Here is a 14222-nt window from a genome sequence, read left to right as displayed (position 1 = left end):
TGTCTTCTGCGGCTTGACGCCCCGTCCGACGTTTCAAACTCTAGCCGATCCCTGCTCCGAAAAGCGAATCGGCCGCAATCCAATAAAACGAACACACCGATATACACACCGAGTCTCGCCCGCATATGGCACGCAGACCCGGCCCGAACCGGGACGTGGTGTTTCGAAAGGATTGGCCGCCCCGGGACCGTCCGCGCCGATGCGTGTCCGGTGCTCCCTGCCGAGCGACTGGCTGACAGTACCCCTACTCGGCGCCCGAAACAAATGCCCAGCCCGGGGCGCGTGCCCGCCGAGGTCTCGCACGGAACAACGGAACAGCCGTGCTCGACCCCGACGGACGCAACCCCTACCAATACGAACGCGACGCGCAGGGTCAGCCGACGGCGCCGAGGATCGGCGCCCAGGCGGCACTGGTGAGTGCGGCCACCGCCTGCTGCTCGGAGAGCGGAGGCGCGGGACGGGTCGGCTTCGGGGTCTCCGCGCCGGTGCCGCCCCCCGTGCTGTTCCACTGCACCATCTGAAGCTGCGCGCCGGTCGACTTCAGGGTCACCGTCACCGTCCAACGGCGGGCGGTGTCGGGACGGACCGGGTGCGCGGCCGCGTTCTGCTGGTACATCACCAGGGCCCCGCCGGGAATCTCGGCGCTGCTCGGCAGCTCGCTCATCCTGCAGGAGTCACCGTCACGCTTGGGCACCCACTCGCAGCTCAGCCCGTCGCCGTCCTTGAGCGGCAGCTGGAGCCGCAGGGCTGAGACGCCGACGAAGGCGGCTCCGTGACCGTCGTCGAGGACCAGTCCTCCGTTGGCGACGAGCCCTGCGGACGGATCCGAGGGGTTGTTGCTCTGCCCGCTCTCCGCGCTGAACCGGCCCCCGGGGAACGTCGCCTCCAGGGCCTGGATCATCTGGGTGTCCGTGACCGCGGAACGGGGCATCGCCATCGCCGCCACCCTGATGTCGGACCCTTCGGAGTGCATCCCGGCGAACACCTCGGGGATCACCAGGCCGGCCGCCGCGATCGCGGCGCAGGCGCCGACCCCGGCGACGACACCGGCCGTGCGCCGACGCCGGCGGCTCCGCCCACGCTCGACGGTGCCGCTCAGGAGCGCGGTGAGATCGGGTTCGAGGGAGTCGGTCGTGCGGTCCAGGGCGTGTGCGAGGTCTGCTTCGAACGGCATGCTGGCGTCACCTTTTCTGTCGCTGATGCTGATGGGGGCCTTGCGGCGTTGGACCTGCCGGCACGAGTACTCAGTGCGCGACCAGGTCGGACAGGCTGTCGCCGAGCAGGGCGCGCAGCTTGCCGAGTGCCCGGGTGCCCTGGGAGCGGACCGCGCTGCTGCTCAGCCTGAGCATCCGGGCGGTCTCCTCGATGCTGCGGTCCTCCCAGTAGCGCAGCAGCAGCACCGCCCGGTCGCGGGGCGGCAGTTGGCCGAGCGCGTCCAGCAGGGTGAGCCGCAGCGCGGTGTCCGGGCCGGCCGCCGCGCTGTCGGGCATGGTCCCGGTGGGGCGCTCGCCGCTGCTCCGCCGACGCCGCAGGCTGAGGAACGTGCGGACCAGGACCGTCTGGGCGTAGGCGGCCGGGTTGTCCGCCTTGGCCACCCGCTTCCAGTGCACGTACACCCGGCTGAGGGCCTCCTGGACCAGGTCCTCCGCGAGATACGTGTCACCTGCCGCGAGGACGTACGCCGAGCGGTACAGCGCCTTCGCCCTCGCGGCCGCGAACTCCAGGTACTCATCCTCCTGTGCTGACTTCACTCGGTTCCCGCCTGTTCCCTTGTCCTGTGATCCCCGTGCATACCCCTCACGACTACGTGAGGTGCCAGGATGTCGCGCGGTCCGGACACCTTCTTCACCGCTGCCGCGTCGAGAGCCCTCAGCGAACACCTCCGGCTCCCCACGGGACACCCCGGCCGACCCCCTGAGAAGCAGACCAGGCCAGCGGTGATGCGGTCGGTATCATGCGCCCGGGGGTTCGTTTGCGGGCAGAGGGGAACGGTCGGTGGGTGGGTTGCGGTTCACGGTGCTGGGACCGATACGGGGGTGGCGGGACGGCGGGGAGCTCGCACTCGGGTCGCCGCAGCAGCGCAGCCTGCTGCTCTCGCTGCTGCTGAGGGCCAACCACCCCGTGTCGACCGGTCAGCTCGTCGACGACCTGTGGGGCGAGGAACCGCCCGCCAAGCCCATGGCCGTGATCCGGACGTACGTCCACCGCCTGCGCCGCGTCCTGGGGCCCGCCCCGCTGACCTCGCTCAGCGGGGGCTACCTGCTCACCGTGGATCCCGGGGAGCTGGACACCCACCGCTGCGAGGAGCTCGTCGCCACGGCGAAGGAGCTCAGCGCCGCCGGGGAGCACGCCCGCGCCGCCGCCACGCTGCGCCTGGCGCTGGCCCTCTGGCAGGGCGAGCCGATGTCCGGGCTCTCCGGCCCCTATGCCGAACGGCAGCGCGGCGAGTGGACCGAACGGCGGGTGACCGTCCTGGAGTCGTGTCTGGAGGCCGAGATCGAGGCCGGGCCGTCCGGCGAGGCCGTCGCCGAACTGACCGCGGTCGCGGCCGAACACCCGCTCAGGGAACGGTTCTCCGAGCTGCTGATGCTCGCCCTCTACCGGTCCGGACGGCAGGCCGAGGCCCTGAGCGTGTACCGCGACACGGACCGGCGGCTGCGGGCGCAGCTCGGCGTCGCCGCCGGGCCCGGTCTGCGCGACTTGCAGCGCCGGATCCTGGTGGCCGACGCCGCCCTCGTGGCGCCCGCGCCGCCCCGGCCGGACACCACCGCCACGGCCCGTCCGCCGTACCACGCGCCGGTCCGGCCGACCCAGGTACCGGCCGACCTCGCCGACTTCACCGGCCGCGAGGCGCAGACGGAGGCGGTGCGGGCCGTCCTGCTCGCGCCCCGCACCGTGCCCGTGGCGACCGTGTCGGGCCTGGGCGGCATGGGCAAGACGGCCCTGGCCGTCCATGTCGCGCACGGGCTGGCCGCCGACTTCCCCGACGGCCAGCTCTACGTCGACCTGCACGGGGCCGACGGCCGCCCGACCCCGCCCGAGGAGGTGTTGGGCGCCTTTCTCCGCGCCCTCGGCGTGCCGGCGGAGGCGCTGCCCGCCGGGCTCGCCGAACGCTCCGCCCAGTTCCGCTCGCTGCTCTCCGGCCGACGCGTGCTGATGGTCCTCGACAACGCCCGGGACGCCGAGCAGATCAGGCCGCTGCTGCCCGGCCGGCCCGGTTGCGCCGTGCTCGTCACCAGCCGGTCCAGGCTCGGTTCGCTTCCCAACGCGCACGTCGTCGAGCTGCCGGCCTTCGCCCCGGAGGAGGCCCTCGACCTGCTCGGCCAGGTGGTCGGCGGGCAGCGGCTGCAGGCCGAGGCGGACACGGCCAGGGAGCTCGTGCGGCTCTGCGGCCACCTCCCGTTGGCCGTGCGCATCCTCGCCGCCCGCCTCTCCTGCCGGCCGGGCTGGACCATGGCGCGGCTGCTCGACAAGCTGTCCGAGAACCGTCGCCGGCTGGACGTGCTGCGCACCGAGGACCTCGCCGTCGAGTCGGCGTTCCGCTTCGGCTACGACCAGCTGACGCCCGAACAGGCCCGGGCCTTCTGCCTGTTGGCGGTGCCGGACGTGCCTGACCTGTCGCCGGGCGCGGTCGCGGCGGTGCTCGACCTGCCCGAGCACGAGGCCGAGGAGCTGGCCGAGTCGCTGGTCGACTGCTCGATGCTGGAGACCGCGCCGCCGGACCGCTACCGCTACCACGACCTGCTGCGCGCCTTCGCCCAGCGGCTCGTCCCGGAGACGGCGGCCGACGTCGAGGCCGGCGGCGCGGGCTCGGCCCCGGAGGCGGACCGCCCGGCCGCCGTCCTCACCCGCCTGGTGATCCGCCAGCACGCCGAGACCGTCACGGCCCTCGGCCCGGCCGCCACCCGAGCGGCCCTGACCGGCCCCGGCGCACCGTACGCCGCCGACTGCCGCGTGGTGGCCCGCGGTCGCGGCGAGTACCAGGGCATCGGCGCCCTGGTCGGCCAGTACGCCGGACTCCCCCAGCCGCCCCGGCTCGATCTGGCGGCCGAACTGCTGCTCGGGGGAAGCCTGTTGTGCGAGACCGGCCAGGCCGCCCGGCCGCTGGGGCACGCGGCCAAGGTCCTGCTCCAGGCCGCGGTCCGGCAGGGCGACCGAACGGCCGAGGTCAGGGCCCGGCTGGTGCTCGGCCGGCTGCTGACCGAGGTCGGCTCCGAACCCGCGGCCCTCGGCGAGCTGCTCAGGTCCCGCGACCTGTGCATCGCCCACAGCCTGCCGGGTCCGCTGCTCGCCCTGGCCCATGCCTCGCTGGCCGCCCTGTTCGTCCAGGTCGGCCGGCCGGGCGACGCGGTCGACGGCTTCGCGGCGGCGATCGCGGTCTGGGAGCGGCTCGGCGACCGGCGCTCGGTGGCGGGCGAACTGCTCAACCTGGCCGGTGCGTTCACCGAGCTCGGCCGGCCCGAGGCGGCGGTCCGCGTCGTCGACCAGTCGCTGCTGATCTGCCACCAGCTCGCCGACCACGAGCTCCAGGCGCTCGCCCTCGACTCGTTGGGGACGATCGCCCACGATCGCGGCGAGTTCGAGCAGGCCCTGCGCCACCACCGCGGCGCCCTCGCCCTGCTGCGGCCGGACGACCGGCGCCGGACGGGCCGCACGCTCCTGCGGCTCACCGAGTCGCTGCGAGCCGTCGGCCGCGGCGACGAGGCGGTGGAGGCGGCCGGCCGGGCGGTCGAGGTGCTGACGCTCGACGGCGACCGCCGGGGGCGGGGGCTGGCCCTGGCGGCGCTCGGCGACGCGCTCGCCGACCGCGGCGCCGCCGAGGACGCGGCCCGGGAGTGCCGGTCGGAGGCCTACGACATCCTGGCCTCCATCGGCTCCCCCGAAGCCGACCGGCTGCGCGCCCTGATCGGCCTCGGCGGGACCGCCGACCGGCCCCGCCGGCAGTGGCCGTCCTGGCTGCCGGCCTGATCCGCCCCTCGCCCCGGGGGTGTTCGGCTGCCGGTCGGACGGCTCAGGACAGCGCCCACACCTGGTTGTCCGCGCTCGTGCAGGCCGCCACCCTGACGTAGTAGGCGACTCCGTCGGACGTCAGACAGCCCTTGGTGGTGCCGTTGACGATCTGGTAGCCACCCCGAACCGGCACGAAGGACCAGAGCTGGTTGTCGTTGTACGGCGGGCTCGTCCAGATCTGCACGCGCCCGTCACCCGTGTCCAGGTCCAGCACCTTGGTGTAGTTGCTGGAGGCGTTGCGCAGGAAGTACTTCCCCTCGGAGACCTTTTCCAGCCGCCACACCTGGGCCGGCGTGTTGTTGACGTTGAAGGTGCCGACCCGGTTGCCGTTCTCGTCCACGGAGTAGGAGTTGTCCAGCGCGCCGTTGACGCCGGTGATCTGTGCCTGGGAGGGCAGCTGCGGCTGCGGTTTCGGCTCCGGCGTGGGGGGCGTGGGCGGCGTCGACGTCGCGGACGGCGTGGGCGTGGGCGGTTCGTGGGAGGCGGGCGGGGACGGGACGGCGGAGGTCGGCGCGGGCGAGGCGGGGTTCTGGCTCGCAGTGGGCGCGGTGGAGGCGGGAGGGGACGCGGCGGGGGCCGGGTTGGGCGTACCGGGCCGGACGGGCGTGGTGGTGCCCTGGCCGCCGGTGGCCGTGGTGGAGGCGGGAGGGGACGCGGCGGTGCCCCGGGTGGGCGTACCGGGCCGGACGGGCCCGGCGGAGGTCCGTCCGGCGACCGGCTCGGGCTCGGCGCCGGGCGTGGGGCTCCCGCCCGCTTCCGGTCCGGCCGACGGCACCGGGGCCGTCGGCTCGGCGGGCTGCTGTCCGGCGGGTTGGCGGTCGGCTGCCACCGCCGCGGGAACGGCCGGGCCCGAGAGGCCGGCCACCGGGCCCGCGACGGCGGCGGCGTCCGGAGCGTCGTCCTCGTCGGACCGGATCACCGTCGCGCCGGAGGCCCCGACGACGCAGAGCAGCGACAGCGCCGTCACCCCGATCAGACCGCGCAGGCGGAACCTGGCCCACCGTGCGCGTCCGGCGACCGGCCGGGGCCCGATCGGAGCCGGCGGCGCCGTCGCCTCGGCCGGTGCGAGGGCGTCCCGTGCCGCCGCGGCCATCGCCGCCGCGTCGGGCCAGCGCTCGCCGGGCTCCTTGGCCATCGCCCGCTCGACCAGCGCCCACACCGGCGCGGGCACGTCCTCCGGAAGCGGCGGCACGGGCTCCGTCAGGTGCTTGAGGATCAGTTCGAGGGCGGTCTCCCCGTCGAAGGGGAGCTGGCCGGCGAGGCACTCGTAGAGGACGACGCCGAGTGCGTAGAGGTCCGCCGAGGCGGTGACCGTCCCGGTGGAGGCCTGTTCGGGCGCCTGGTAGGCGGCGGTGCCGAGCACCATGCCCGGTACGGTCAGCCGGGCGTCGCAGCCGGGCCGGGCGATGCCGAAGTCCGCGATCACCGTCCGGTCGCCGCGGACCATCAGGTTGGCCGGTTTGATGTCCCGGTGGACCACCCCGGACTGGTGCGCGGCCTCCAGCGCCTCCAGCACCTGGAGCGCCATCAGGAGGGTCTCCTCCACCGTCAGCGCCCCGCGGCGTTCCAGCACGGCGCTCAGCGGTTCCCCGTCGATCAGCTCCATGACCAGGTAGCCGACCGAGGGCCGCCCGTCCACGGCGCTGTGCCCGTAGTCGTACACGCCGACGATGCCGGGGTGGCGCAGCTGTGCCATGACGCGGGCCTCGGCGTGGAAGCGTTCGGCGAAGCCGGATTCGTCCAGCAGGGCCGGCTTCACCACCTTGACCGCGACCCGGCGTCCCAGGACCTCGTCCTCGGCGAGCCACACGTCGCCCATCGACCCGCCGCCCAGCAGGTCAACCAGCCGGTAGCGGTCGGCGAGCACGGTGCCGCGCATGATACTCCCTGAATCAAGCCCGAGGACCGGAGCGAATCCGGAGACCGGCCCGGTTCCATGGGCGCACCTTGGTCCGGGGCGCCCTCCGAGGATCATGACACCGGCAAAACAATTACTGGCTTTCCATCATATGAATCACGGTCGACTCAAGCCATCACCGCCCCAAGGCCCTCCCCTCTACCCCCACCCGGGCAGCCGGGGCGTCATCCCGAGCACCATCCTGCAGTCCAGGACCACCAGGTGCTGAACACCTGCACCGGGTGGACCGCACCCGGCGCAGGTCGTCCACTCAGCCGCGGATGGGAGCGTTCTGACGCCGGAGGCACGGCAGCGCCGCGAGTCGGCGCGCCCGGAGACCGCCGGGTTGCGCTCAGCGATGCTCGGGGTTCTCGAAGTCGAAGCGGCAGCCGGCGTCCCACTCGGAGCGCTGGTTGCCGTGGGCCGGGATGCCGCCGGCGTCCTTGAGCATGCGGGCGAGGTGGAGCTGGTTCCAGGTCATGAAGGTGGTGTTGCGGTTGGTGAAATCGTTCTCCGGCCCGCCCGACCCGGGGTCCAGGTAGGAGGGACCGGGGCCCGCCTCCCCCACCCAGCCCGCGTCCGCCTGTGGCGGGACGGTGTAGCCGAGGTGCTGGAGGCTGTAGAGGACGTTCATCGCGCAGTGCTTGGCACCGTCCTCGTTCCCGGTGATCAGGCAGCCGCCGACCCGGCCGTAGTAGGCGTACTGGCCCTCGGAGTTGAGAATCGACGAGCAGGCGTACAGCCGCTCGATGACCTTCTTCATCACCGAGGAGTTGTCGCCCAGCCACACAGGTCCGGCTAGCGTGAGGATGTCGGCGGCCATCACCTGGGAGTAGATCACCGGCCACTCGTCGGTCTCCCAGCCGTGCTCCGTCATGTCCGGCCAGACGCCCGTGGCGATGTCGAGGTCCACCGCGCGCAGGACGTCGACGGCGACGCCCTGGCGCTCCAGGATGCCGGTGCTGACGTCGATCAGGCCCTGGGTGTGGCTTCGCTCCGGGGAACGCTTCAACGTGCAGTTGATCACCAGGGCGCGCAGGTCGGTGTACGACGTCGTCGGGTCCGGCACGGACTCCTCCTCCAGCAGCTCCGGGAAACCGGTCCAACCACCGACTCCCTGCCCAGCTCACCAGCCCCGCGCGGCGGACGCTCGTGGAACTGGGCCGCTCGCCTGACGGCGCGCCATCCTGTCGACCGACGCGTTCCTCTGCTCGGACTCGACCTCGGGGTACGCGTACCGCATCCGAGTGCCCGCCCGCCCCCGCGGGTACCCGGGCCGCGTCCTGCCCCAGCCACGACCGGACACCGGTCCACTCGGAGGGACGCCGTCGTCGAGCCTCGCGGAACCGGCCTGCGAGGGGGCTACTCGTTCTCGGTCCTGGACGGCCGCGGGGCAGGCTGTCAAGGCCTCCCGAGTGCCTGACCGACTTCTCACGCTTCTCGCGCCAAAGGTTCGTAGCAAAATTATCTGTCACTGGAATGCAGCTCACCAGGCCTTTTCGCATCGCGCCCCCGGACCGGCCGACCTAGCGTGGTTCGCGGCGCTCCTCCCCGACATTCCTCGCCGCACGCGAGCCATGGGACCGAGCCGCAAATCCGCCTGATCACAGCTTCGGCGGCACACGAACAGATGAATTCAGAAAGGCTCAACCATGGGCTTCAGCCATGTCGACGCGGTGATGGCCGTTCCCGACAAGCCGAACCAGTTCTGGGTGTTCTCCAACACCGACTACCGGCGCGTCGAAATCACCGTGACGAGCAGCCACCCGTACCCGGACAAGCTCGTCGGCAAGGGCACCATCCGCGAGGACTGGCCCAGCCTGTCGGACTTCGCGAAGATCGACGCCGTCATGAAGGTCCCGGACGGCAGCAACGAGTACTGGGTCTTCTCCGGCGACCGGTTCGTGCGGATCAACGTCGCCAACGGGGAGCCGCACACGGACACCAAGACCTACGGTCCGGCGCCGCTGAGCGAGTGGGAAGGCCTCACCAAGGGCTGACGGCAGCCTCGGGTGCGCGGACCGCACCGGACCCGCCGCACCCAGCACTGGACGCCCGGCCGGGCCGACCCGGCCGGGCGTTTCCCGTACCCGTACGTGTCCTGACCTTCAATCCCTCCATTCCCCCGCTCATGTACACCTGCCCCGATCGGAGACCTGCCCATGGGTCAGTTCGTCACAGACGTCAACGTCCTGGTCGCCTACGACGACCCGGTACGAAGTCCGTTCCACACACCCGCCGGGTGGGAGTGGATCGACGTCGACCTGAACAAGGGCGCGCACGGCGCCTACCTGTACCTCGTCTTCGAACGGTCCGCCGAGGGCCAACCCGTCACCGGCATCCGCGTCCTGAAGGACGACGAGAAGCCGCCCCCCGGGTACCAGAAACTGCCGGTCGACCTCAACAGGGGGACACCCGTACACGGCAAGGCCCTGTTCCTGGCCGTCACCCGCCAGGAAGGCGCAGGCCGGCGCATCGTCGACCTCACCGTCACGGACTGGAAGGACGGATCGCAGGAGATCCCTCCCAAGACGGGCTACACCCGTGTCGGCACCAACCTCAACGAGGGCGCGACGGGCGACTTCCTCTACCTCGACTACCTCCGGGCCACCGAGAACGCACCCTCCGGTTCGCCCGCCACGCCGGACCAGGAGAACGCGTGAACACTCCCCACTCCCCGCAGAGCGCTCCGTCGCTGCCGGACTCGCTGCTGAAGGCCCTCAAGCGCAAGCCCCGCCCCGGCGGACTGAAGGCCATCCGACACGTGGTCTTCCTGATGCAGGAGAACCGTTCCTTCGACCACTACCTCGGCAGCAACTTCCGAGGAGTGCGCGGGTACGACGACCGCAACCTCGTCACGTTCCCCGGGACCGGCGGCCGCACCGTCCTCGACCAGCCCGATCCGGGCCACACGTCCGAGCCCCGGAGGCCCTACCAGCTCAGGCCGGACCAGGGTACCGCCGAGCCGGAGGCCCACAACTGGCCCACCGGCCACCAGGCGTGGAACAACGGCCGCTACGACCAGTGGATCAAGGCCAAGGGAACCGTCACGATGGGCTACTTCGACCAGCCGGAGGTCGTCGGCACCTACCGGGCACTGGCCGAGCGGTTCACCGTGTGCGACGCCTACCACTGCTCGGTGATGAGCGAGACCACCTCGAACCGCAACTACCTCTTCAGCGGGTTCGGCGGCTGGGAGCCCGACGGGTCACGGGTCACCGGGTCGGTCGCGCACGACCGCGAGAATCCCGATGCGACCTACACGGGGGACCGGGCGCTCGGCTACAACTGGTCCAGCTACCCCGAGATCCTGGAGGTCAACAACGACCCCTTCGGCTCCGACGGGATCAGCTGGCGCGTCTACCAGGGCTGGGACAACTACTACGACAACAATCTGGAGTTCCACGCCGAGTTCAAGCGGATCTTCCAGACCGTGCTGACGAAGGCCGGGCTCGACTACCTGAGCCTGTACGACTTCTACAAGAATCCGGGTCAAGTTCAGCAGCCGGACGTGGAGGCCCTCGCCAAGGCGGTCGCCGACCTTCCGCCGGCCGACCGGAGCCTCTACGACCGCGGACTCTTCCGCTGCCCGCCCCCACCGGACTCGAAGCAGAACCCGAAGAACTACCGCGACTTCGTCTACGCGTTCGCCCAGGACGTGGCGGCGAAGCGGGTCCCCCGGGTCTCGTACCTGGTGCCCTCGGACGCGGACTCGGAGCACCCGGGCGACGGCGGTTCGGCCCCCATGACCGGCGAGGAGGTCGTCGCCCAGGTCCTGGACGTCATCGCCTCCGACGAGGACATGTGGGACTCCACCGTGCTGTTCATCAGCTACGACGAGAACGACGGCTTCTTCGACCACGTGCCGCCGCCGGTGCCCCCGCAGGATGTCGACGACGAGTACGTCGGCAAGGAGCCCATCGGCCTGGGCATGCGCGTACCGATGATCGTCGTCTCCCCGTGGACGGTGGGCGGCTACGTCAACTCCCAGGTCTTCGACCACACCTCACAAGTCCGTTTCCTGGAAGAGTGGTTGGGCGTTCGCCAGCCCGCCATCAGCCGCTGGCGGCGCACCGTGGCCGGCAACCTCACCTCGGTCTTCGACTTCGACCGCACCGGCGACCCGCCGCCGCAACCCACCGACCCCACCCGGCGTCTGGCCCGCCCGCTGCCGTACCAGCCGGACGCCCACGGCGCCCTGGACCAGCAGCAGGGCGCGTTCGTCCTCCAGCCGGCCAACACCGGCGCCGCCTCCGTGCACCTGACCCTGTACGACAACGTCGGCACGTCCGGTACCTACGACGCACCCCGACACTTCGACGTGCTCGGCACCACCACGCCCGCCACCAAAGTGCCTCTGCGCGAAGGAAGTTACGACTTCTACCTCACCGGCCCCAACGGGTTCCGCCGTGAGTTCGCCGGAAAGGCCTCCGGGGCCGCCGCCGAAACCTCCGTGGCCACCGCCATCGCCGCCGCCCCGAAGCGCACCCTCACCCTGACGATCACCTCACCCAGCGCCACACCGCAGACCGTCACCGTGGCTCCCCGGTACTACAGCACCGCGAAGGCGCTGACCGGGACGGTCGTCACGGGCAGACCCCTCGTCCTCGCCTGGGACACCGAGGCTGCCGACGGCTGGTACGACCTGGACCTCGCGATCGCCGAGGACGCGTCCTTCCGCCGCCGCCTCATGGGCCACGTCGAGAACGGCCGGCCGAGCATCAGCGGCTGAACGGCGAGGAGGCCGGCGCCGGGCCCGCGGCGCCGGCCTCCTCGGGTGTGAGGCGTCCTACCGGCGGCCGCGTGCCGGTGCGGGGTTGAGCTTGGCGCTGAGCACCGACAGGAAGGTCGGGAGCCTGTCCACCGCGGTCTTGGGGACGGGGGTGACCTGGACGGTGTCCCGGACCACGTCCTGCACGACGAGCTTGTAGGTGCCGCCCTCCTCGACGAGTTCGGCGGCGTAGAGCAGTGTTTCTTCCACCAAGGGTCCCTCCGGTCCGTCTGTCGTACGGCGGGTCAGGAGCCGGTGAGCCAGGCGTTCCACGCCTTGGTCGCCTGCTCCTCGTCCGCTCCCTCGGCGAACAGGTGGTGGCCCAGCCAGATCGGCCAGTTCCAGGAGCTGCCGTTGTAGAACCGGTACAGCGTGTCCGGGCCGCGCAGGCCGATGAAGTCGGGGCTCAGGTAGTCCACGACCACCTCTTCCGAGCCGCCGTCCGCACCCGGGAGGTCGAGTGAGAGCCGGTCGCCGACAGACGTGTCGTCGGCGAGGCCGAGGCGCCGGCGCAGCGTGGCGAAGTCGGCGGGGTCGGCGGTCGGTCCGGGCCGGGCGGCCTTGACGTAGACGGCGGTGCGGTCGGCGAAGTGCGTCAGGTACTGGGCGAGGCTGTGCTGGTAGAAGTCGACGTGCTTCTCGGCCGCGTCCGCCCTGGTGTCCCAGCCGTCGTCGACGACGCCCTCGTGCACCCAGTGGATGCCCATCCGCAGGTGGCTCGACGTGCCGTCGGCCGGCTCGATGTGGTAGCTGAGGGTGTTCGAGAAGCCGCCGTCCCTGGTCGCCAGGACGGCGAAGTGGTGCGGCGGTTCCCAGGCCACGACGGTGCCGCCGCCGCGGGAGACCGTGCCGCCGACGTGCGGCTCGACCTCCATGGGGTACAGCCAGCTGAGGTTGCCGGCGCCGGTGGCGATCGCCTGCCAGACCTTGTCCGGTGCGGCGGGCAGGTCCTGTTCCCGGCGCACCTGGAACTCTCGGGCCATGGTCGGTTCTCCTTCGCGGTCGATGGTCTTGTCGTTCGGTGGGGTTGTCGTTCGGTGGGGTCGTCGTTCGACGGGCTTGTCGTTCAGTAGGTGAGCGGCAGTGCGCACAGGTGCCGTTGCAGCGGGTTGGGCCGCCAGTCGAGGACCGTCCCGTCGGCGAGCCCGAGGCGCGGGAGCCTGCGGACCAGGGTGCCGATCGCCAGTTCGGTCTGGAGCTTGGCGAGTGGTCCGCCGAGGCAGAAGTGCGGGCCCGTGCCGAAGGTCAGGTGCCGGTTGCGGGCGCGCGTCAGGTCGAGCCGGTCGGGGTCCTCGAAGCGGTACTGGTCGCGGTTGGCCGCGCTGAGGAACAGGTACACCAGCTCGCCCTCGCGCAGCGTCCGCCCGCCGATCTCCAGGTCCTGCGCGACGACCCGGACGATCGCCTGGGTCGGCGTGTCGTAGCGGGCCAGCTCCTCGACGGCGGTGCGGATCAGCGCCGGGTCCTCGCGCAGCCGGGCCAGCTGGTCGGGGTGGCGCAGCAGGGCGAGGGCGCCGTTGCCGATCAGGTTGGCGGTGGTCTCGTCCCCGGCGGTGATGAGGACGAAGCAGGTGGACAGCAGTTCGGAGTCGGTGAGCCGGTCGTCCGTGGCCTGGGTGGTGACCAGGGCGCTGATCAGGTCGTCGCCCGGATCCTCGCGGCGCTGCCGGATGAGCCGGGACAGGTACTCCTCGTACTGGTCGACGGCGGCCTCGGCCTGCTCGATGTCGGCGGCCAGGTTGCCGATCCGGCGGAACCAGGTCTTCACCTCGGGGCGGTCCTCGGGCGGGATGCCGAACAGCTCGCAGGCGACGGCCAGGGGCAGCGGGGAGGCGACCGCCTCGATGAAGTCCATGGCTGGCCCCTGGGCCACGGCCCGGTCGATCAAGTCGTCGACGACCGTCTGGATGCCGTCCCGCAGGGCCTCGACGCGCCGGGCGGTGAACGCCCGGTTGACGAGCTTGCGCAGCCGGGCGTGGTCCGGCGGGTCGGTGTTGGTCATCACCCGGCCGAGCCGGTCGGTGAGCCGGCTGAGGGCCTTCAGGTCGCCGCCCAGGCCGCCGAGGGCCCGGGTCATCCGGTCCCGGTCGTTCGACAGGCGCAGGTCGCCGAGCGCGGCGTCGACGTGGGCGTACCGGGTGAGGTACCAGATGCCCTGGGCGCTGCGGTGGACCGGGCTCTCGTGCCGCATGCGGGCGTAGTAGGGGTACGGGTCGCGGCGGGCCTCGGGCGTGTACAGGGCCGCGGCGAGGTCGCCGGGCCCGGCTGCGGCGTCAGTGCCGGGGGTGTCGGTGCCGAGGGTGTCGGTGGAGGTCACGTCGGCCGCGCTACTGCCGGGCGTCCATGGCGACGGCGAGGCTCCTGGGCCGCATGTCGGTCCAGGACTGCTCGACGTACTCCAGGCAGGCGGTGTGGCTGTCGGGGCCGTGGGCGACGGTCCAGCCCTCGGGGACGTCGGCGAACTGCGGCCACAGCGAGTGCTGGTCCTCCTGGTTGACGAGCACGAGGAAGGTGGCGTCCTGGTCGTCGAAGGGGTTGGTCATG

The 14222-nt window shown here is 71.9% G+C and carries 12 protein-coding genes; 4 read left to right on the top strand and 8 right to left on the bottom strand.

Features of this window, described 5'->3' with window-relative positions; genetic code table 11:
* Positions 1-373 precede the first annotated feature (373 nt).
* Together ACFVTF_RS36045 and ACFVTF_RS36040 are read right to left on the bottom strand one after the other, a co-directional pair.
* Positions 374-1174: a hypothetical protein gene (locus tag ACFVTF_RS36045; protein WP_387818267.1), complete on the bottom strand. Its 801-nt coding sequence runs from the start codon at positions 1172-1174 to the stop codon at positions 374-376.
* Positions 1175-1244: 70 nt separating this feature from the next.
* A complete protein-coding gene (locus tag ACFVTF_RS36040) occupies positions 1245-1751 on the bottom strand; it encodes a SigE family RNA polymerase sigma factor (protein ID WP_387818265.1) in 507 nt (168 codons plus the stop codon).
* Between the two features lie 265 nt (positions 1752-2016).
* On the opposite strand from ACFVTF_RS36040, the gene ACFVTF_RS36035 reads away from it, so the two are divergent.
* Positions 2017-4968 (top strand): BTAD domain-containing putative transcriptional regulator, encoded by a 2952-nt coding sequence (locus ACFVTF_RS36035; RefSeq protein ID WP_387818263.1) that lies wholly within the window; start codon positions 2017-2019, stop codon positions 4966-4968.
* 43 nt (positions 4969-5011) lie between these two features.
* On the opposite strand, the gene ACFVTF_RS36030 is transcribed toward ACFVTF_RS36035, so the two are convergent.
* Both ACFVTF_RS36030 and ACFVTF_RS36025 read right to left on the bottom strand, forming a co-directional pair.
* Positions 5012-6889: a protein kinase gene (locus ACFVTF_RS36030; RefSeq protein WP_387818261.1), complete on the bottom strand. Its 1878-nt coding sequence runs from the start codon at positions 6887-6889 to the stop codon at positions 5012-5014.
* Positions 6890-7259: 370 nt separating this feature from the next.
* The gene (locus ACFVTF_RS36025; protein WP_387818259.1) at positions 7260-7976 is read right to left on the bottom strand and encodes a flavodoxin family protein; all 717 of its coding nucleotides are present in this window, start codon (positions 7974-7976) and stop codon (positions 7260-7262) included.
* 583 nt (positions 7977-8559) lie between these two features.
* Between ACFVTF_RS36025 and ACFVTF_RS36020 the strand changes: the two genes are divergently transcribed.
* The 3 genes from ACFVTF_RS36020 to ACFVTF_RS36010 all read left to right on the top strand — a co-directional run bounded on the left by ACFVTF_RS36020 (position 8560) and on the right by ACFVTF_RS36010 (position 11639).
* The gene (locus ACFVTF_RS36020) at positions 8560-8907 is read left to right on the top strand and encodes a hypothetical protein (protein ID WP_387818257.1); all 348 of its coding nucleotides are present in this window, start codon (positions 8560-8562) and stop codon (positions 8905-8907) included.
* Between the two features lie 162 nt (positions 8908-9069).
* Complete coding sequence (locus ACFVTF_RS36015) at positions 9070-9570, top strand: hypothetical protein (RefSeq protein ID WP_387818255.1); 501 nt, start codon at positions 9070-9072, stop codon at positions 9568-9570.
* Positions 9567-11639: an alkaline phosphatase family protein gene (locus ACFVTF_RS36010; RefSeq protein ID WP_387818253.1), complete on the top strand. Its 2073-nt coding sequence runs from the start codon at positions 9567-9569 to the stop codon at positions 11637-11639. Before ACFVTF_RS36015 ends, ACFVTF_RS36010 begins: the two co-directional genes overlap by 4 nt.
* Before the next feature lie 57 nt (positions 11640-11696).
* On the opposite strand, the gene ACFVTF_RS36005 is transcribed toward ACFVTF_RS36010, so the two are convergent.
* The 4 genes from ACFVTF_RS36005 to ACFVTF_RS35990 all read right to left on the bottom strand — a co-directional run bounded on the left by ACFVTF_RS36005 (position 11697) and on the right by ACFVTF_RS35990 (position 14221).
* A complete protein-coding gene (locus ACFVTF_RS36005; protein ID WP_244293816.1) occupies positions 11697-11888 on the bottom strand; it encodes a hypothetical protein in 192 nt (63 codons plus the stop codon).
* Positions 11889-11923: 35 nt separating this feature from the next.
* Positions 11924-12661: an SRPBCC domain-containing protein gene (locus ACFVTF_RS36000; protein ID WP_387818251.1), complete on the bottom strand. Its 738-nt coding sequence runs from the start codon at positions 12659-12661 to the stop codon at positions 11924-11926.
* Between the two features lie 83 nt (positions 12662-12744).
* Entirely contained in the window at positions 12745-13995 is a 1251-nt protein-coding gene (locus ACFVTF_RS35995; RefSeq protein ID WP_387818249.1) for a cytochrome P450, read from the bottom strand.
* 10 nt (positions 13996-14005) lie between these two features.
* Entirely contained in the window at positions 14006-14221 is a 216-nt protein-coding gene (locus ACFVTF_RS35990; RefSeq protein ID WP_387818247.1) for an MbtH family protein, read from the bottom strand.
* Position 14222 lies beyond the last annotated feature (1 nt).

Source organism: Kitasatospora sp. NPDC057940 (assembly GCF_042887425.1).
Lineage (GTDB): Bacteria > Actinomycetota > Actinomycetes > Streptomycetales > Streptomycetaceae > Kitasatospora.
Note: the sequence above shows the minus strand (reverse complement) of the source record. Positions and strands in the feature narration are given on the sequence as shown.

What these genes read in the sequence shown, in the direction of transcription:
- ACFVTF_RS36000 (WP_387818251.1), bottom strand. Translation starts at nt 12,661, where the DNA reads ATGGCCCGAGAGTTCCAGGTGCGCCGGGAACAGGACCTGCCCGCCGCA.
- ACFVTF_RS36015 (WP_387818255.1), top strand. Translation starts at nt 9,070, where the DNA reads ATGGGTCAGTTCGTCACAGACGTCAACGTCCTGGTCGCCTACGACGAC.
- ACFVTF_RS36020 (WP_387818257.1), top strand. Translation starts at nt 8,560, where the DNA reads ATGGGCTTCAGCCATGTCGACGCGGTGATGGCCGTTCCCGACAAGCCG.
- ACFVTF_RS36030 (WP_387818261.1), bottom strand. Translation starts at nt 6,889, where the DNA reads ATGCGCGGCACCGTGCTCGCCGACCGCTACCGGCTGGTTGACCTGCTG.
- ACFVTF_RS35990 (WP_387818247.1), bottom strand. Translation starts at nt 14,221, where the DNA reads ATGACCAACCCCTTCGACGACCAGGACGCCACCTTCCTCGTGCTCGTC.
- ACFVTF_RS36045 (WP_387818267.1), bottom strand. Translation starts at nt 1,174, where the DNA reads ATGCCGTTCGAAGCAGACCTCGCACACGCCCTGGACCGCACGACCGAC.